The sequence below is a fragment of the Shewanella psychrotolerans genome, from assembly GCF_019457595.1.
Taxonomy (GTDB): domain Bacteria; phylum Pseudomonadota; class Gammaproteobacteria; order Enterobacterales; family Shewanellaceae; genus Shewanella; species Shewanella psychrotolerans.
This window is the reverse complement of the sequence record NZ_CP080419.1, coordinates 1,381,136-1,401,029: the sequence shown is the minus strand read 5'-3', so window position 1 is coordinate 1,401,029 and position 19,894 is coordinate 1,381,136. Positions and strand designations below refer to the sequence as shown.

15 protein-coding genes are annotated in these 19,894 nt (G+C 45.0%); 11 read left to right on the top strand and 4 right to left on the bottom strand.

Going from position 1 to position 19,894, the window contains the following annotated elements:
- Window positions 1-232 precede the first annotated feature (232 nt).
- The 6 genes from K0I62_RS06275 (at window position 233) to K0I62_RS06250 (ending at window position 7,107) form a co-directional block, all read left to right on the top strand.
- The gene (locus K0I62_RS06275; protein WP_220070628.1) at window positions 233-628 is read left to right on the top strand and encodes an H-NS histone family protein; all 396 of its coding nucleotides are present in this window, start codon (window positions 233-235) and stop codon (window positions 626-628) included.
- A gap of 223 nt (window positions 629-851) precedes the next feature.
- Complete coding sequence (locus K0I62_RS06270; protein ID WP_220070627.1) at window positions 852-3,953, top strand: amidohydrolase family protein; 3,102 nt, start codon at window positions 852-854, stop codon at window positions 3,951-3,953.
- Window positions 3,953-5,227, top strand: a complete 1,275-nt coding sequence (locus K0I62_RS06265; protein WP_220070626.1) for an amidohydrolase family protein — start codon at window positions 3,953-3,955, stop codon at window positions 5,225-5,227. Before K0I62_RS06270 ends, K0I62_RS06265 begins: the two co-directional genes overlap by 1 nt.
- A 79-nt stretch (window positions 5,228-5,306) precedes the next feature.
- A complete protein-coding gene (rcsF, locus tag K0I62_RS06260; RefSeq protein WP_220070625.1) occupies window positions 5,307-5,693 on the top strand; it encodes an Rcs stress response system protein RcsF in 387 nt (128 codons plus the stop codon).
- Window positions 5,694-5,725: 32 nt separating this feature from the next.
- Window positions 5,726-6,490, top strand: a complete 765-nt coding sequence (gene tsaA / locus K0I62_RS06255) for a tRNA (N6-threonylcarbamoyladenosine(37)-N6)-methyltransferase TrmO (RefSeq protein ID WP_220070624.1) — start codon at window positions 5,726-5,728, stop codon at window positions 6,488-6,490.
- A 2-nt stretch (window positions 6,491-6,492) separates the two neighbouring features.
- Window positions 6,493-7,107, top strand: a complete 615-nt coding sequence (locus tag K0I62_RS06250) for an acyltransferase (RefSeq protein ID WP_220070623.1) — start codon at window positions 6,493-6,495, stop codon at window positions 7,105-7,107.
- A gap of 27 nt (window positions 7,108-7,134) precedes the next feature.
- Here K0I62_RS06250 and K0I62_RS06245 read toward each other — a convergent pair whose 3' ends face one another.
- Complete coding sequence (locus K0I62_RS06245) at window positions 7,135-7,386, bottom strand: hypothetical protein (RefSeq protein WP_220070622.1); 252 nt, start codon at window positions 7,384-7,386, stop codon at window positions 7,135-7,137.
- A gap of 214 nt (window positions 7,387-7,600) precedes the next feature.
- Between K0I62_RS06245 and K0I62_RS06240 the strand changes: the two genes are divergently transcribed.
- Together K0I62_RS06240 and K0I62_RS06235 are read left to right on the top strand one after the other, a co-directional pair.
- A complete protein-coding gene (locus K0I62_RS06240) occupies window positions 7,601-9,187 on the top strand; it encodes a M28 family metallopeptidase (protein WP_220070621.1) in 1,587 nt (528 codons plus the stop codon).
- A gap of 198 nt (window positions 9,188-9,385) precedes the next feature.
- Window positions 9,386-11,110: an AMP-binding protein gene (locus K0I62_RS06235; protein WP_220070620.1), complete on the top strand. Its 1,725-nt coding sequence runs from the start codon at window positions 9,386-9,388 to the stop codon at window positions 11,108-11,110.
- Between the two features lie 93 nt (window positions 11,111-11,203).
- On the opposite strand, the gene K0I62_RS06230 is transcribed toward K0I62_RS06235, so the two are convergent.
- Complete coding sequence (locus tag K0I62_RS06230) at window positions 11,204-11,473, bottom strand: hypothetical protein (RefSeq protein WP_220070619.1); 270 nt, start codon at window positions 11,471-11,473, stop codon at window positions 11,204-11,206.
- Window positions 11,474-11,702: 229 nt separating this feature from the next.
- On the opposite strand from K0I62_RS06230, the gene K0I62_RS06225 reads away from it, so the two are divergent.
- A complete protein-coding gene (locus K0I62_RS06225) occupies window positions 11,703-13,412 on the top strand; it encodes a proline--tRNA ligase (RefSeq protein ID WP_220070618.1) in 1,710 nt (569 codons plus the stop codon).
- A 475-nt stretch (window positions 13,413-13,887) separates the two neighbouring features.
- Here the strand turns inward: K0I62_RS06225 and K0I62_RS06220 are convergent, their stop codons facing one another.
- Complete coding sequence (locus K0I62_RS06220) at window positions 13,888-14,910, bottom strand: hypothetical protein (RefSeq protein ID WP_220070617.1); 1,023 nt, start codon at window positions 14,908-14,910, stop codon at window positions 13,888-13,890.
- 471 nt (window positions 14,911-15,381) lie between these two features.
- On the opposite strand from K0I62_RS06220, the gene K0I62_RS06215 reads away from it, so the two are divergent.
- On the top strand, window positions 15,382-16,512 hold the full coding sequence (locus tag K0I62_RS06215) for a patatin-like phospholipase family protein (protein ID WP_220070616.1): 1,131 nt from the start codon (window positions 15,382-15,384) through the stop codon (window positions 16,510-16,512).
- Window positions 16,513-16,534: 22 nt separating this feature from the next.
- Here K0I62_RS06215 and K0I62_RS06210 read toward each other — a convergent pair whose 3' ends face one another.
- Window positions 16,535-18,484, bottom strand: coding sequence for a monovalent cation:proton antiporter family protein (locus K0I62_RS06210; protein WP_220070615.1), 1,950 nt, complete (start codon window positions 18,482-18,484; stop codon window positions 16,535-16,537).
- A gap of 391 nt (window positions 18,485-18,875) precedes the next feature.
- On the opposite strand from K0I62_RS06210, the gene dgcS reads away from it, so the two are divergent.
- On the top strand, window positions 18,876-19,760 hold the full coding sequence (gene dgcS / locus K0I62_RS06205) for a diguanylate cyclase DgcS (protein ID WP_220070614.1): 885 nt from the start codon (window positions 18,876-18,878) through the stop codon (window positions 19,758-19,760).
- The last annotated feature ends 134 nt before the right edge of the window (window positions 19,761-19,894 follow it).

Below are 19,894 nucleotides of genomic sequence, written 5' to 3'. Positions count from 1 at the left end.
TTCTGTTTACGTTAACGTCAACAACAAGTGAGCGGAAGTTATCTTAGAATCTAAAAGTAACAAAATTAGGCTTTATCTAGTGACGAGAATGCAACCTATTTGTTATTTGAAAATATAAAATTACATCATATATCGAAATAATTATTTAATTCATTTGATAAAGAAGTTATTAGTTTCTATTATTAATCGCGTATTCATATTTACTATATATTCTCACTAGGAAATTATTAAAATGAGCGAATTTCTAGATATTCTGACCCATGGTCGTCGTTTTAAAGCTGCGGTTAAAGAGTTATCAGTTGATGACTTAAAAGAGTTAGCAGTCAAACTTGAAAAAATTATCACTGAAAAAGTTAAGCAAGCCGAAGAAGAAAATGCGGCAATGGCAGAACGTAACGCAAAAATTGAAGAGATCCGCCAACAAATGGAAGCCGTTGGTTTATCAGTTGATGATTTAGGTGTTGTTGCAACTAAATCTGTACCAAAGAAAAAGCGCGCACCTCGCCCACCTAAATATAAAATTGAAGTTGATGGAGAAACCATCACTTGGACAGGTCAAGGTCGCACTCCAACAGTATTTAAAAATGAATTAGATAAAGGCCGTAGCCTAGAAGAATTTCTCATCTAAAATGCTTTAGATAAAATGAGTGCAAGCTAAATAGCTTTCCTAACGAATATTGATGAAGCCAACTTTTTTAGTTGGCTTTTTTTAGGATTAACACAGCAAGTTAACCGCAACAATAAGACCTGCAACACATTACCACCAATACCAGTTACATCGCTTGGCAATTGTTCACAAATTAGGATAATCTTGAGCAATCCCAATAGTTCAGCTCAAAATCAACAAACCTATGTGTATTCATTCTAAATCGGCAACCGCTTGTATTGCTATGGCAACACTGGTCATCTTCAGCGCCGAAGCAAACTCACAACTTACTGATAATACCCCCAAAATTACAGCCTTAACCAATGCGACATTAATGGTTGAACCAGGGGACATCCTTAAGCAAGCTACGCTGTTAATTGAAAATAGCAAAATAAAATCAATTATTACTAATGAGCAAATACCTGACGATGCCTATGTTATTGATATGACAGGCAAGGTGATTTACCCAGGCTTTATTGATCCCTACACAGACTATGCAATTGAATTTAAATATGATCAACCAAAGGTCGCTCCGCCAATATATGAAATTAAGCGCATGGGCGGTAACGCTGAAAATGGCGCAATTCATGCTGAAAAAGAGTGGTTTAACTATGTTTACCCCAATGAAGACTCGGCAAAAACATGGTTAACCAATGGTTTTACTAGTGTGCAGACAGGAATGTTAGATGGAATATTTAGAGGACGAGCCGCCACGGTTTCTCTAGCACCATTAAAGGCCAACGATATCATTTATCGCGCGAAATCAAATCATCTATTAGCGTTCGATAAAGGCAGTTCTATTCAAGATTATCCCAGCTCCCTTATGGGAAGTATGGCGCTAATACGTCAAACACTCGCCGATGCCAAATGGTATAACGCCAACATTGATAAATCCTTGGATAAGACATCGGTCGATAATATTGAGTTTAATATCGCCCTTGAACGTTTGGAGAATATTGAACAAGAATCAACGCTTTTTGAAACCAAAGATTTAAATAGCCTTTTAAGGGCTGCAAGCTTGCTGAAAGAAAATCAGCTATCAGGAAGTCTATTAGGTAACGGAAGAGAATATGCTCGAATCGATGAAGTTAGAGCGTCAGGTTTTAGTATTATTTTACCACTTAACTTTCCTGCTGCGCCCAATGTCAAAGATGATGGCGAAGAACGTAATATCACTTTAGCGGAACTTCGTCACTGGGAACGTGCGCCAACCAATCCTTATGCATTAGAAATCGCCAAAATCCCCTTTGCTTTAACAATGCATGGAATAAAATCTGACGCTTTTTGGCCTAGGTTAAAACAGGCTATTAATGCCGGACTCAGCAAACAAACCGCGCTAGCAGCATTAACAACCGAAGCCGCTGAAATAGCTGGGATCAGTGATATTAGTGGTCGTCTCAAAGCTGGCTATATGGCTGATCTCGTCATCGCAGATGGTGATCTATTTGAGTCAGGTAAAATTGAAAGTATCTGGTTACAGGGACAAGAAAACCAGTTGATCCCCAGAGATACGCATTGGCTAACAAGTAATTACCAACTCACGCTGGGCGAGTTAACTTTAGATTTAACGGTGACACAAGGCGATAAACTGTCGGGTATATTAAGTAGCGGCGAACAAGAGATCACATTAAATGCGTTAACATATGCCAATCAGCGATTGACCTTTACCGCTGATCTCAGTGAGGCCGGTTATCCTGGCATCAATCGTTTTACCTTATGGTTCGATGATCAAGGTATTCATGGGCGTATGTTAGACAAAGACAATAGCCAACATCTGCTAGCCGGTGTCGCGATTGAAAGTGAGCAAGAGGTAAAGATTAAACCTGATCGTCCAATAAAACAGCTTGTCTCTAAACTGACTCAACCAAACGTTGCCTACGGTGTGATCAGTCAACCCGACACAGAGAAAATCCACCTTAAAAACGCCACTATCTGGACCTCGGCGGAACAAGGGATCATAGAAAATAGTGACTTACTCATCAGCCGCGGAAAAATTGAAAAGATAGGCAAGAATATCAATACTCCCTCTGGCTACCAAGTCATAGATGCAACAGGCAAACATATCACCGCTGGCATTATAGATGAACATTCCCATATCGCCCTCAATGGCGGTACGAATGAAGGCTCCGACGCCGTCACCTCTGAAGTTCGTATCGGTGATGTGCTTAATCCAGAGGATATTGCTATTTATCGGGCCCTTGCTGGCGGCGTAACCACTGCGCAGTTACTCCACGGCAGCGCTAACCCAATCGGCGGCCAAGCGCAGGTGATAAAAATGCGTTGGGGGGAAAATGCTGAAGGGATTAAATTCCAACAAGCCCCCGCAAGCATAAAGTTTGCTTTAGGCGAAAACGTCAAGCAGAGCAATTGGGGAGATAATTTCACTCGTCGCTTCCCCCAAAGCCGGATGGGCGTTAAATCACTATTTGAAGAGGCTTTCAACGAGGCTATCGCCTATGAAAAAGCGTTAACAGCCTACGATAATTTACGTTTCAGTGAGAGACGACGTCAGCTTGCACCGAAACCTAACTACCGCTTACAAGCCATAAGTGAAGTCATCAACGGACAACGTGATATCCATATTCACTCTTATGTGCAATCGGAGATCTTGATGTTTATCCGTCTAGCGGAAGCTTATGATTTTAAAGTCAGTACCTTCACCCATGTGTTAGAAGGCTATAAAGTTGCAGACGAAATAGCCAAACATGGCGCTTATGCATCTACATTCTCAGATTGGTGGGCTTATAAATTCGAGGTGTATGATGCCATTCCACAAAATACTTGCCTGATGCACAATAAAGGGGTACTCACCAGCATCAACTCGGATGACTATGAGATGCAGCGCCGCCTGAATCAAGAAGCCGCTAAATCAGTAATGTACTGCGATATGAACCAAGTAGATGCGTGGAACATGGTGACCATTAATCCAGCGAAGCAGCTTGGGATCGACGACTATGTTGGTTCAATTGAGCCGGGCAAACAAGCCGATATCGTGCTCTGGGATCACTCGCCTCTTTCTGTATATGCAAAAGTCGACAGCACCTGGATTGAGGGAAGACGCTATTTCGACAGGGCAAAAGATAAAGCAATGCAGTCTGATATCACAGCCGAACGAGCCGCACTGATCCAAGCTATCTTGACCAGCGACAAGCCCGCTGTTCCAGGCGAAACACCAATAATAGACAATGAACCGCAGTGGCACTGTGATACCCAATATGATGTTTGGCGACAGCGTTCCCACGCTCAAAAATCCAACAAAAACAATAGCCACGCACAATACCGCAGTTTACTTGGGGAGGCTAACTAATGAGATATTTCGTTCAAACTTTAGCCATCGGCCTAAGCCTAATTAGCACCTCACTATTGGCTCATGACATGGTGCCGGCAGCGCCACAAAACCAAGCCATTGTGATCAGTAATGCAACCGTACACACGGTCACTAATGGAGTCCTCGCCAGCACAGATGTTCGAATTGAAGCGGGGAACATTGTCGAAATAGGTAGCCAACTCGCAACCGAAGATGCCCAAGTCATCGATGCAACGGGCAAACATCTTTATCCAGGATTAATTGCATTAAACACCAGTATCGGCCTCGTCGAGGTTGAGATGATGCGCCCAAGTAATGACAGCTATGAAGTGGGTCAAAGTAACCCACAACTACTGGCTGTTAGTGCATTTAATCCCGATTCAGAGATCATTCCAACGGTGCGCGTCAACGGTATCACCCATGCTCAAGTGGTGCCTCAAGGAAACGCACTCGCGGGTCAATCCTCATTAGTCTCATTAGATAGTTGGACGATAGAAGATGCATTAGTTGTCACTCCAAAGCAGTTCCATCTCTACTGGCCCACTCAGGGGCGTTTAGCCATTGATGATGAAAAACGTCAGCAGCAACTTAAGCAATACCATCAACAACTAGAGTCAATTAAATCAGCACTGCAAGATGGTTATCGCTACTATCTCGCCGCTAATGCCAACAAAATCGACAAAATTGATAATCGCTGGCAGGCGATGCTGCCGCTCTATCAAGGGCAAGGGCAACTCTTTATCCATGCCGATAGCAGTGAGCAGATTGAACAAGCGATTGCGATCACCACGCCGTATCGCTTTAAGCTGGTAATCGTAGGCGGTTATGACGCTTGGCGCGTTGCAGAGCAGCTTAATGAAATTGGCGCATCGGTGATCTACCCCCATACCTTAAGCTTGCCGATGCGAAAAGATGAGCCAATAGAGATGAGCTTTAAAGTGCCTAATTTACTCAAACAAGCAGGACTACCATTCGCCCTTGGCTTTAGCTCCGACTGGAACGCGCGTAATCTTCCCTTTGCAGCAGGTCAAGCGGCGGCCTATGGGTTAAGCCAAGATGAGGCGCTTAAAAGTATCACCTTAGATGCGGCGAAAATCCTTGGCATCGATGATATGGGCGCGATAGCGGTCGGTTATAAAGCTAACATCTTACTTTCATCCGGTGACATCCTAGATCCACTATCGAGTAAAATCGAAGCCGTGTTTATTGATGGCCGCCAAATAGATCTCAATAATCGTCAACAACAACTTTATCAAAAGTACCTAAAGCGTTAGAATTTCTATTCTAAACAGTCCAATATTGGTCATCACCTGATGACCAATATTACTGCCCAACTCAAAACAGGCCCATACCATGAAAAAGACAACCCTTGCCATCACAGTGCTACTGCTAAGTGGTTGTGCCGGCGACTACGCTTTTAATAGCAACTTAAGCGGACAAGCCATAGATGACTACTTTAAAGTGGGTGACGTTGTTTTATATCAACAGGGTATGCAGCCATCGACAACCTATGAAGTAAAAGGCTTAGTCGAAGGTGAATCTTGCCAAGAACGTGCCAATGACGTGCCCGCCTCGATTGCAGATGCACGCACTATTGCTCGCCGAGCCGCCGCTCAAAAAGGCGCAAACGGTCTCATCGTTAAACAGTGCGTTATGCTTGAAGAAGCCACTAAAGCCTGCGTAACACGAGCATTATGCGTTGGCCAAGCCATACTGACGCCAACTTTAGATGCGAAGTAAATACGCTACCCTACGTTAATTGAGCCCTTTGCATGACCTTTACCAGCGAAATTCAAGCGGTGGCTATTTGCCGCACCCCATATAAACAAAAATTTGGTATTCCTCGCCAACCCGGACTAGTGACCGCTGCCCGTGGCTTTGTTGAGTTACAAGCGCCCTTTAATCATATCGATACCGTACGAGGTTTAGAGCAATACTCTCATATCTGGCTGTTATTTAGTTTTCATGAAAATCTAGCTCAGGGCTGGAAAACCACTGTCAGACCACCTCGCCTAGGCGGTAATGAAAAACTCGGCGTATTTGCCACCCGCTCCACCTTTCGCCCGAATGGCATTGGTCAATCGGTAGTCAAGCTCCATGGGATCCACCAGCAAAAAGGCAAAGTCGTATTAGAAATATCAGCGATGGATCTGCTCGATGGCACCCCAATTATCGATATCAAACCTTACATTCCTTTCTCCGATGCCATTCGTCATGCTGAAGGCGGTATCGCTCATGACGCGCCCGTGCTCGCTAACGTCATTTTTTTTGATGATGTAAAGCAGCAACTGACAAATTATGAGCAGAACCACTATCCCAATTTGCAGCAGATCATTGAAGGGGTGCTGGCTCAAGACCCAAGACCTGCTTATAAGAAAGCGAAAGTCGATCCCAAACAGTATCAGGTCGCGCTCTATGATTTAGATATCCTTTGGCGAGTAATTGAAGGGGAAATTGTGGTTGAAGCTATTCGTCCTTCGACGCTGACAACAACTGCCGATACTGAATCTGATTCGAATGCGGGTGCGAATAGTTAATTATGACCGAGCACATCGATTACCAAGCGCAGCATAAACAGCGCCTCGCCTATATGCCTTGGCTCTACTTCTCCTTAAAGCCAAAGCATTTAAGCTGGGCCAAACCTTGGCAAGATGAAATTCAGCGCCAGTTGATGGCACTAGAAACCGTGTCCATCGGAAACAATTGTTTTATCGCCGAGCAGGCGCATCTATTTGCCGAGCCAGGGCGCGACATCATTATTGGTGATCAATGTATGCTCGCCGCTGACAGTTTTTTGCATGGTCCTATCGTGCTAGGTAATGAAGTGGCGATTAATCACGGCTGCTCATTAGATGGTGGCAGTGGAAAAATTGTTATTGGCGATCAGACCCGTATCGCCAACAATGTCACCATCTACGCCTTTAATCATGGCATGTCGCCTAACAGCCCCATCTATCAACAAAAGTCGAATTCACAAGGTATCACTATCGGTAAGGATGTGTGGATTGGTGCCCAGGCAGGGATTGTCGATGGCGTCACTATTGGCGACTACGCCGTAATTGGCATGGGAGCCATAGTCACCAAAGATGTGCCCGACTATGGCATTGTTGCTGGTAATCCTGCAACCTTAATTGGCGACAGAAGAGACAAGTAATAATCAGAAAACATTATCAAAAACATGTTAGTCACGCTCGATAGCGGCGGAACCTTGAATCACCATATTGATTAGCCCCGCGTTCACATCATCGCGATTAACTTGGTTATCGTGATTGCTCGCCCGAGATCCACTATTTCGCACCATACCGTTATAAAATGCTTGATCAAAACTGTTGTCATTGGCGCAGCCTGTCAATATAAAACTGACCACGAAAAATATAGCCGCAATTGTCCCTAAACGCTGCATTGCTATCCCCCTTATCGTCATTGCTTCCATTGACGGTTAATCTTGTTCTGTGAGGTTTTGGTTCGACACATGCACTGACACCTATCGATAATAGAAACAATACCAGCATTGTGCCAAAGGCTATTGCCAGTAAGCTTGCTCAACACATATTCACCATTACTATCAAAGCGAATAGCAGTTACAATGCATTAAAAAATCACACATAAAGCAATTAAACAATAATAATCATTGAAGGAAGTCGCCTGTGAATACCTCTCGCTTATTAGGGCTACTCGGCGTGTTACTCTTGCCCGCCGCCCATGCCGCCCCATTTAATTTTGACCAGCAAAGCTATCGCCAAGATGTTCAAACCCTTGCCAGCGATGAATTTGAAGGGCGTGGCCCTCTATCTCATGGTGAAAAGTTGACCGTGGATTACCTTGAGAAAGCCTATAAATCGATGGGACTCGCACCCGGCTTTGGTGACAGTTACCGCCAGAGCGTGCCAATAGCCAAGATCAGCGCCGATCAATCCATGGAGCTGAAAATTGGCGATATGGTGTTTCACAATGGTGATGAATTTACCGCTCGCACAGAACAGGTCCAGCCTAAGGTTTCCTTGAAAGATAACGATGTCGTGTTTGTCGGTTATGGCATCAATGCGCCCGAGTATCACTGGAACGATTACGCCAATATCGACGTAAAAGGCAAGACGGTAATACTACTGGTGAACGACCCGGGGTTTGCTACTCAAGATCCTCAAGTGTTTAAAGGTAACGCCATGACCTACTACGGCCGCTGGACCTATAAATATGAGGAAGCCGCTCGTCAAGGTGCTAAGGCGGTGTTTATTGTCCATGAAACCGCCCCTGCGGCCTATGGTTGGAATGTGGTGCAAAACAGTAATACTAACGCCAAATACACCCTGGTCGATGACAACAAAAACAGCTCACATATCGGTGTCATGGGTTGGGTACAGCATAAAGTGGCGCAAAAAATATTTAACGCTGCCGGACTGGATTATGATCAGCTCAAACTGACTGCGGCAAAGCCGGGCTTTAAATCCATGGCACTTAATCTCAAAGCCAATCTTAAAATAGATAACACTATTGAACTGGCGACCTCCTACAACGTTGCAGGCCTGCTACCTGGCACCACTCAAGCTGATGAATGGTTAGTGATGCATGCTCACTGGGATCATTTAGGTAAAACGAGTCATAATGGTGAAACTCGGATCTACAACGGCGCAGTCGACAATGCCTCTGGTGTCGCAGGCGTATTGCAACTTGCGCGTCACTTCAAAGGGCTAAAAGGTGATGATGCGCCAAAACGTTCTATGCTATTTTCCGCCTTTACTGCCGAAGAAACGGGACTGATTGGGGCGCAATATTTTGCTGAGCACCCTCCCGTTCCAACGAAACAATTGGTGTCATTTTTAAATATCGATGGCATGAATGTCGGCAAAGGGGTCGATTATATTTTACGCTATGGGGAAGGCGTCTCTGAGCTTGAAAGCTACTTAGACAAAGCAGCAAAAGCACAAGGTCGCAGGGTTAAGGCCGATCCGCGTCCACAAAATGGCTTAATGTTCCGCTCAGATCATTTTGCGCTCGCCAAGCAAGGCGTACCTGGCTTAATGTTCATGAGCCTAGGTGATACCGACCCCGACTATATCGCCCATAAATATCATCAAGGTGCCGATGACTACGATCCCAACTGGGATCTTGGCGGCGTATCACAAGATTTAGCCCTTATAAGTGATATTTTGACTCAGCTGGCGAACAACGATGACTGGCCAAAATGGCTCGAAGCGTCAGATTTTAAGAAACGCCGAGCCCAAGACGGCTTATAGGATAGACTAAATAAAAGGAGACTAAGGTCTCCTTTTTTACTTTTATAACAACAGCTTTTCGCAATAATACTCATCAACACGGCAATATTCCGACCTTAGTTCTTTAGTCTATAAATGCCAATCTTCACTTGTGAGACCTCATTGGCTTTGGGTAGTGTGGTATCCATCACGGTAAAACATCTAACGCATGGAGGCTTTATGTCTGCTGTAACGACATATCCAACTGAAAACCATTTCCCCCTATCGCTAAGTCAATATAACGGGCAAACCAGTGAACCTTTAATTGAGCAAAGCATTGGTGCTTATCTCGATGAGATGGCCAATAATAATCCCGATAAGCTTGCTGTTGTCATGCATCACCAAGGTATTCGCTGGAGCTATCAAGAGTATCAAAGCCAAATCGATCAACTGGCGTCAGGATTATTGGCGATTGGCATCAAGTCAGGTGATCGCGTCGGGATCTGGTCTCCCAATAATATTGAATGGTGCCTAACCCAGTTCGCCACCGCTAAAATTGGCGCCATCATGGTGTGCATCAACCCAGCCTATCGACCCGAAGAGTTAGAGTATGCGCTAAACAATGTTGGTTGCCGCGCGATTATCTGTGCTGAAAAGTTTAAATCCAGCAACTACTTACAAATGCTGTATGAGTTAGTCCCCGAACTACACAGCGCTCTTCCTGGGCAATTGTCATCTGCCGCATTGCCCTCACTAGAATTTGTTATTCGTATGGGTGATGAGGTGTCTCCTGGGATGCTCAATTTTAATGATCTAAAGCGACCCTTGAGCGATGCCGACAAACTTGCGCTAAACGCGATTGCCGATGGTCTATCTCCCTTCGATGCCATCAATATTCAATTGACCTCTGGTACTACGGGCAACCCAAAAGGTGCGACGCTGAGCCACCATAACATCCTTAATAACGGCCTGTTGGTCGCTAACGCCATGCAACTCAGCGCTGACGACAGACTGTGTATTCCAGTACCCTTGTATCACTGTTTTGGCATGGTGTTAGGCAACCTGTCATGCATCAGTAAAGGCGCCGCGGCGATATACCCAAGCGACGCTTTCGACCCGCTAACCACCTTACAAGTCGTCGAGGCCGAAAAATGCACCGCGTTACATGGGGTACCGACCATGTTTATTGCGCAGTTAGAACATCCACGCTTTAGTGAATTTGACCTAAGTACCCTGCGCACCGGCGTCATGGCCGGCGCAACCTGTCCAGAAGAGGTGATGCGCCGCGTACAAACCCAGATGTACATGGAGCAAGTGCTCATTGGTTACGGGCAAACCGAATGTAGCCCTATTAACAACATGACCGAAATTGATTCATCGGTTGAAAAGCGGGTGACAACCGTTGGCAGAGCGCTAGCCCATACACAAGTCAAAATCGTCGATGAATTTGGTGACATACTGCCAGTGGGTCAACCTGGCGAAGTGTGCAGCCGTGGTTACTGTGTGATGCAGTGCTACTGGAATGATGCTGAAAAAACATCAGCCACTATCGACAGCGAAGGCTGGTTACATTCAGGCGATATTGGCGAGATGGACAGCGAAGGCTATGTCAAAATCGTCGGCCGTATCAAAGATATGATCATTCGTGGTGGCGAGAATATCTATCCACGCGAGATCGAAGAGAAGCTTTACACCCACCCAGATGTGCAAGATGCGGCAGTGTTTGGGGTACAGAGTGAAAAATATGGTGAAGAGGTTTGTGTGTGGATTAAAGTCCAACCACTAGCGGAGATAGATGAACAGGAAATTCGCCATTTCCTCACTGAGAAAATAGCCTATTTCAAAGTGCCAAGGTATATCAAATTTGTCGAACAATACCCGATGACTGTCACGGGAAAGATTCAAAAATTTAAGATGCGCGAACTGATGTATCAAGAGCTATATGAAGATATTAACAGTGCTTGAGCCATTAATCATCTGATGTGGTAACGTAAAAAATAGCCAGTACGCTAACATATTGGCTATTTTTCTAGGCGCTATTCGTTTTTCAACATGATGTTAGCGCAACCACTGCTCACCCACTTTTTCAATACGCTTCTCATTACGGCTTATAGAATACCCCGCTGCAAGGTAAGCATCGACACATTCATCATACTCGGCATTTGACATCTTGTTGCTAAACCCTAAGTCGCGCCAATGGGTCTCACAAAATACGGCATCATCCTGAGCATTGGTCAAGGTGGTTTTTAAGTGCGTCGATTGATACCGAGGAAACAACACCAACAGGGCAATAGTAATCGCTAACACAACTAAAACTTTTACTTTCATTTCTCTCCTTTTTATACTTAATACTCTATGTTTGATAGAAGGATAACAGTAACGTATCCCTCTCGAACAGCCCCATGATAGCTGTCAGTATTTATGTTCATCAGACTCCCTGCTTGCGAAGCAAGCGTCATAAATTAACCGAGTAATAACCGTGTCAACAAACTAGGTGACATCAACATTCAGGGTGCTAAAATGTCGGCCTATTTCATAACATAACTGGATATTGGGAATGCGAGTTAGCAAGTACCTGCTGTCAACACAAAAAGAGACCCCAGCAAACGCTGAGGTGGTTAGTCATCAATTAATGCTACGCGCGGGTATGATCCGTCGTAACGCATCAGGTCTTTACAGCTGGTTGCCGACAGGCTTACGTGTTCTGCGTAAGGTCGAAGCCATCGTTCGTGAAGAGATGAACAATGCAGGTGCTGTTGAGATCTTAATGCCCATGGTTCAACCGGCAGATTTATGGGTTGAAACTGGCCGTTGGGAAAAATTTGGCCCTGAGCTGCTACGTTTCCAAGACAGACATAACCGCGACTTCGTACTGGGCCCGACCCATGAAGAAGTGATCACAGATATCATTCGTAAAGAGGTTAACTCATACAAACAGTTGCCGCTGAACCTATATCAGATCCAGACAAAATTCCGCGACGAAGTCCGTCCACGTTTCGGCGTAATGCGCTCACGTGAGTTCTTGATGAAAGATGCCTACTCTTTCCATTTAGATCAAGAAACCATGGATGAAACCTACGAGGCGATGTACACCGCCTATAGCAACATCCTAGGTCGCATGGGTCTGGCTTTCCGCCCTGTTCTTGCAGATACAGGTTCTATCGGTGGCAGCATGTCACATGAGTTCCACGTATTAGCCAACAGCGGTGAAGACTTAATTGCTTACTCAACTGAAAGTGATTACGCCGCTAACATCGAAAAAGCAGAAGCACCAATTCCAACTGAGCCTCGCGGCGCTGCAACAGTTGAAATGAGCATTATCGATACGCCGAATGCTAAGACCATTGAAGAGCTCGTTTCACAGCACGGCATCGCTATCGAAAAAACCGTTAAGACCATTATCGTTAAAGGTGCAACCGAAGAAGCACCTTTAGTTGCGGTGATTATTCGTGGCGACCATGAGCTTAACGAAGTTAAAGTTGAAAAGCTTGACGCTGTATTAGCCCCATTTGAAATGGCAGACGAAGCGGATATCCGCAAAGCACTAGGCGCAGGCCCAGGCTCATTAGGTCCTGTCGGTCTAACGATCCCTGTCTATGTTGACCATAGCGTTAACATCATGAGTGACTTTGCCGCAGGTGCTAACCAAGATGGTAAACACTATGTGGGTATCAACTGGGTACGCGATCTACCAGAAGCACAAGTTGCCGACCTACGTAACGTTATCGAAGGTGAAGCTAGCCCATGTGGTAAAGGGACTATTGGACTGCTGCGCGGTATCGAAGTGGGTCATATCTTCCAGCTAGGAACCAACTACTCAGAATCGATGGGCGCTAACGTACTTGACGAAAACGGCAAGTCAAAAACCCTACTAATGGGTTGTTACGGTGTGGGCGTGAGCCGTATCGTGGCAGCGGCTATTGAGCAAAATAACGATGATCGCGGTATCATCTGGCCAGATGCGATTGCGCCGTTCAAGGTCGGTATCTTGCCGATGAACATGCACAAATCTCACCGCGTTAAGGATATGGCTGAGCAGCTATATAAAGACCTTAACGATGCGGGTATCGAAGTGCTGTTTGACGACCGTAAAGAGCGTCCAGGCGTGATGTTTGCCGATATGGAGCTTATCGGTCTGCCACACGTTATCGTCATTGGCGATCGCAACATCGACGGCGGCGTATTCGAATATAAGAATCGCCGTACGGGTGAAAAGCAAGATATTCCATTCGATCAGATCATCGACTTTATCAAGTCAGCCAAATAAGACTTAATCGAGACTAAAGACGCCCAGCTCATGCTGGGCGTTTTTTTATAAATGAACCGTTTAACGAGCGACAAATTGCTACTGCAACCTCTTATCATTATCTTAATCAACTCGCCACAGATTCGCTAACAGTTAACTCTGTCATTGTTTAGCCATTGCTTTGCTAAAACTCGCCTTTAGGCGTGTTTTTTACCGGCCTACTTCTGCGTTGAATGGCCTAACAAGCATTCCATTATCCATTCGTCTGAATAAGTTGCCAAAAAGACGCTGAGTAGATCGCTTTCTTATACAAATAGGTATTAACCCAAGGCGTTAGTCGCGAAATACCAAAGATTCCCTATATCTTAATTGGCATGCAACCTAGGTTAATCGTGATCTCTTTGGTCATCGTATTTAGTGCAGGGGCACATCCATTACAAGAGAGCTTAGAGAATAGTTTACGTCATCAACAATGACTGGCCTGATTTACGCTTATTTATAGTCCACGTTGACGGTTCAACTGTTCTTTACGCGCCTTAAAGTAGCTTTTACTCGGCTGAATCCATTGTGCTTGCGGTAAAGGCGCAGACCATTGTAGAACGTCTTCAGACCAGGGTCTTAATGCCGCTAAGCGTAAGAACAAACTGGAAAAAAGATATGGAACCTGCCACCAAAACAATAGATGAAACAAGTAATAACACCCCATGGTCAACCAGGATTGACTGTAATCGCGCAGATTAATGTGTAGCCAGCGTTTATGTTGATTGTTTTTAAAACGTTGCCACAAGGCGCTGCGCTGGCTTCGGAAGCTTTGCATATCAGGCACGGGCTGATCGGGCATCAACCAGCTGGCTTGAGGTTCATCCATAAACCGACGAATAGCTTCCCAATGTTCCAAAGCGAAGCCGACTATCAAGAAACCTTCGCCCTGATAAAAACAGTGTAGCGTTTTGTCCTGTTCATTATATTCGGCTAGGCGCAGGCCATAGTCACCCACTTTAATCGGTATTCCAGACGCACTAGCACCATGTAAAACACCGCTATGAACATAAGCCACCAGCGATTCCCACGCGACATAGCGAACGCTTTTACAGCCCGAAGGACGATAACATAACGCTCGTCGTTGACGGTTAAAACGAATGCAAGGGCGTTGTCGACGGCGAATAATCCGCCAAAGAAATATTAGCCCTGAAACCAGAATAACCCCTGATAATGGAAGCAGAATGAATAACAGATCCAGCCGATCGATATCGCCATCCTGCAATCCAACACCAGTAAATATAACCAAGAAAATATACAAGATAGCAATAGCCGAGCGAGCCTGAAAGGGGACATCTCTATCGACATGACCAAAGCCAATATCCATAGTCACATCATCCTGACGCAGAATCAGATTCGCTGGTAATAAAGGCTCACTGGGTATTGAGATCACAGGTTGTGGTGCTAAAAAGAATCCCGAATGCCCATCCAGAATAACCTTGTTACCTGCACATGGGGCAGATGTTAAATGAAAAATCATACAACCACTAGTGGTTAATAAAAAGACCCCATTTTGACCTTCTTACGTCAGTTTTTCCAGTATTAACCGAGGTTTATAAGCAGATATCAATCGATCTTATGAGTCGGTTTTCAGTAAAAATGAGCTAAAATAGTGGGTGTTATACTCGTCTTTGCCCTACCCCCGCTAATGTTCTTTCCTTAGCGCCTGCAATTTGCAGGCGCTTTTTATACCTAAACCGTTAAGCATGACAAACGACCAAACTAATAGAGATAGCAAGCAGCGGTACAGAAGAGTGATAGACACGTTAACGGCTTGTGACTTTCGCTAAGCAAAAATTTACCTTACTAGCTTGAACATCAATCTGCGGTCACATATTCTAAATTTATAACGCTGGTTAACCATTAATAGCAATCAGCATAAGGGGCCACAGGTCCTAACATGAGTAAACAACAGCGTATTAACACCAAAGTAGAAGCATAAGGGGCAAACTTGCCAGATAAAAAAGCGTTAGTTTTAGGCGGTGGTGGCGCGCGCGCGGCCTATCAAGTTGGCGTGCTGAAAGCGATAGTGCAATTCTATCCTCGAAATCATGGCATACCTTTCAAAATTATCTGCGGCACCTCCGCTGGCGCCATCAATGGTACTTCAATCGCTACCCACGCCTCCTGCTTTCATCTTGGGGTACGTAAACTCGAGTGGGTTTGGCGTCACTTTAATACCCATAAAATCTATCGAGCATCTTTCTCGGGGGTTTTATCACACCTAGCTAAAATGGCGTTAATGGGTTTACAAGATGAGAAGATAAACCCTGACGCCGGCAGTTTATTCGATAATGAGCCATTGCGTGAACTGCTAAATCAACTAATTAACTTTGCTCGTATTGACAGAAATATTGGTAACGGTGCGCTTCATGCACTCAGTATCGATACATCATGCTATAACTCATCACGCTCGGTATCTTTTTTTCAGGCCAATCGAGATATTGATGAGTGGGTTCGCTCAAGACGAGGGGGACAACGAACTCACCTTAACACCGAACATCTGCTCGCTAGCGCTGCCATACCATTAGTGTTCCCTTCGATAAAACTCAATCGAGGTTATTACGGTGATGGTTCAGTGCATCAGTTAGCGCCCCTGAGCTGCCCTATTCACTTAGGAGCAGAAAAAATCATGGTGATTAACTTAGAGAGCCCACATAAGCAGATACATCAAGAGTTGGAGCATCATCCTAAAACCGCAACCATTGCGGGCCATCTACTCGATACCATATTTTCAGACACGCTAAATAGCGACTTAGAACGCCTACAGCGTATCAATAGCACCTTGAAATTGATTCCAGAAGAGGCTCGCCAGCATGCGACTCTCAAGACCATCGACACTTTGGTCATAAAACCCAGTGAAGACTTGAGCCTGATAGCCGCTCAGCACTATCATGATATGCCGATGGCGGTACGAGCACTGCTACGACTTATCGGGATCAATCAACAATCGGATTCGAGTATCGTCTCCTATCTGTTATTCGAACAATCTTACTGCAGCGCATTAATTAATCTTGGCTATCAGGATGCGATGTGCCAAATAGATGAGATTAAAGCTTTTTTCGATATTGATACCAATTAATATAACATCCAGCTTAAACTGACTAACCTTGCAATAAAAAATGCTCCGCTTTCTCTATGCGTCGCGGCTTGCCCAAAATAATTAAAATATCGCCAGGTCTAATTAGCCAATCGAGATCAGGGCTCTCAACCTCTGCACCTGCACGCCTTACCGCGCGAAGCTCCACCCTAAGTCTTTCCCACGGAATATCGGCCAATGTTAAGCCAACCACTTGCGCGCCTTTAGGCAAGGCCACCGCATGAAGTAACTCTAAGGTAAAGTCGGTCTCTTCACCTGAAAAAAAACCATGCAGATACTGATAATGGTTACGCCTTTCATACTCTAAACGCTTTAAAATACGGTTCAGCGGCACACCACATTGATACAACACTTGAGACACAAGCATTAAACTGCCCTCTAAAGATTCGGGGATCACTTGACTCGCGCCAGCCACCTCAAGCTCCTCAATGCCTTCGTCATCACGGGTTCTAACCAGAATCTTTGCCTCTGGCGCTAATTGACGACAAAGCGGCAACACTTCCTCCAATACCCGAGCACCGTCAAATGTTAAGACGATTAACTTCGCGTCCTTTATTTGCGCCTGTTTTAATATGGCTCGCTTAGACACATCGCCAAAATAGACAGGTTCACCAGCACGACGCGCCTCAGAAACCCGGGTCGGGTCAAGATCTAACACTAAATATGGAATTGCCTCTGTTTTCATAAAGCGAGCGATAGTTTGGCCGACGCGACCATAACCTAAAATCAGCACGAGATCGTTGGCATGCTCAATAGTTGGGATCTGCTCAGATTCAGCTTGCTGGGACGATTTAACCCCGTGTAGGCGGCGCGCAATATCGACACTGTGCTTGACTAGCCAAGGCGCAACGGCCATAGATAACACCGCTACCACCACCAGCTTCGTGCTCAAGGTAATATCGAGCAGCTGATAATTAACAGCTAAGGCTAATACCACAAAACTAAACTCACCCACCTGTGCCAGACTAATCGCACTGGATACTGAGGTCCTAAAAGACTCTTTCGCTGTTCGAAGCAACCCAAAAACAATCAATGCTTTAGCAAGGATAACCGCGACAACTAACAGTAACACCTGCCACCAGAATGTAATGACCAAACTGAAGTCGAGTAACATGCCAATGGAGATAAAAAACAGCCCCATTAACAGATCTCGAAACGGACGAATATCCGCTTCAAGCTGTCGCTTATATTGGCTCTCGCCTAATAGCATCCCGGCCATAAACGCACCGAGAGCCATCGATAACCCAATCCATTGAGTAAAAGCCCCTGTCACCAGCGCAACAACTAATGTCGATAACACAAACAGTTCATTTGAACGCGAGCGAGCAACTTCATCGAACAGCTTAGGCAGTGCCCATTTACCAAAAGCCATCAATACAATAAATGCTAGTAAGCCCTCACCGATCGCCCAAAGGATTTGATGCCAACTAAGCACCTCGCCATCTGATGCTAATAACGGCATTAAAATGAGCAGCGGCACGACGGCTAGATCTTGGAATAAGAGCACACTGACTGACAACTCGCCATGTCGTCTTCGAAGCCATCCACGTTCATTAAGTAACTTGAGGACAATCGCTGTAGATGAAAGTGCCACTGCCGCCCCAACCACAATCGCCTCATTCAGATTAAGCCCTAAGAGCATGCAGATACACATGGTCAGTACCACGGTGACAAAAACCTGAGCACTGCCTAAACCAAATACAGTACGACGCATCGCCCATAAACGCGGTAAAGAGAATTCTAATCCGAGGGAGAACATCAACAGCACCACGCCTAACTCAGCAACTGAGTGGATCTGTTGTTGACTAAACCAATTGAAAACAGAGGGACCGCTTATTACGCCCGTTACCAGATAAGCTAAAATCGCAGGCAACCCTGCCCGCTTAAATAAGGCTATCGATACTATGGCAATGACTAACATCAACAATATTTTAATCAGAAAGCTATGTTCCATTAGGGCTCCATTTTCGGTGTTGATCGTTATAGCCTTGGCCGTTCCTATTTTCAGCGATTCCTGTACCAGCGATTTTAATTGCAGCAATGCTAAAACTTAACATTTGAGTATGTCCTACCTTATGCGCAAAGCCTCTGCATGGAATAACGAAAATGCTTTGCACACCTAACTCTGCATAACTTACTCAACACGACCTTCCCAACATAATCATCAAAAACAGACCACTTCCGTCATGTTTAAGTCCATCGTCAAAAAGCTGACAGGTTAGAAGACCAATGTAACAAAGTGATTAACTAAATGACAAATATAGATAAATCCCCCATTAAATATTAGGCATGATATTTGCTTTATACAAGCTATCACTAGTCCGATTTATTGTGGAGTAAACACTATGGACTTTGCTTTAGCGACAGAATTTTCGCCTAGCGAATTTCGATATCAACCAGAATACCGTCACTCCGGTAACGGCTCGCCAAACTTGATAACCATAATTCAGCAGCTACATGAAAGCTTAGATCCACGGACGGTATTTGCCTGCTTCGGCAAGATAATGGGACAGCATTTGCCTGTCCTAGGCATAAAACTGCACTTTAAAGAGTATCAGCTAAGCTGGGGCTCTGAGCAAGGTTTGGTTGTGAAGCAAAATGTCTCACTTGACGGCAACAAGGCATGTTTACATTATCGATTAAGTTCGCCAATGTTAACTTCACAAGCCGAACTACTTTACCAATTACAAGGGCTGCTACTACGTCCGCTCATCAATGCGATAGAGTATGAATTGATGGCACAGCAGGCGATGTATGACGCATTAACGCAATTAGGTAACCGTCATTATTATATTGAGAATCTTAAGCAATCACTGGCGCGAGTACAACGTCATGGAGAGGCATTATCCTTAGTTGTCTTAGATCTTGATAATTTTAAGCTGCTAAATGATAAACATGGACACCTTGTTGGCGACGATGTATTAAGCGTTTTTGCGCAAACTCTTAATCGAGCCATTAGAGAAAGCGATCAGGCATTCAGAATTGGTGGCGATGAATTCACCGTGATTATCCAAGGGGATGCAAAGGCTGCCAGCATCATGTGTGAACGAGTACTGAACATGATCGACAGTAATTCACTGTTAAATAAGTTTAAGGTACAAACGAGTCTAGGCGTTGCCCAGTGGCAAAAGGGAGATAGCGCATCCGATCTCTATCTACGGGCAGATAAGGCGCTCTATTCAGCTAAAGCTGCGGGACGTCGCTGCTATAGAATCAATGAGCAAAACTAACTAACTTAAACTCAGAGAATCTAAGCTCAGAAAACCTAAACTCAGAGTAACTTATCTAAGGTGATGAGAGAACTTATCCTAGATGATGAAAAAAAGCATAGCTACATCTTGAGCGGCGGGCTTTAGATTCGCTA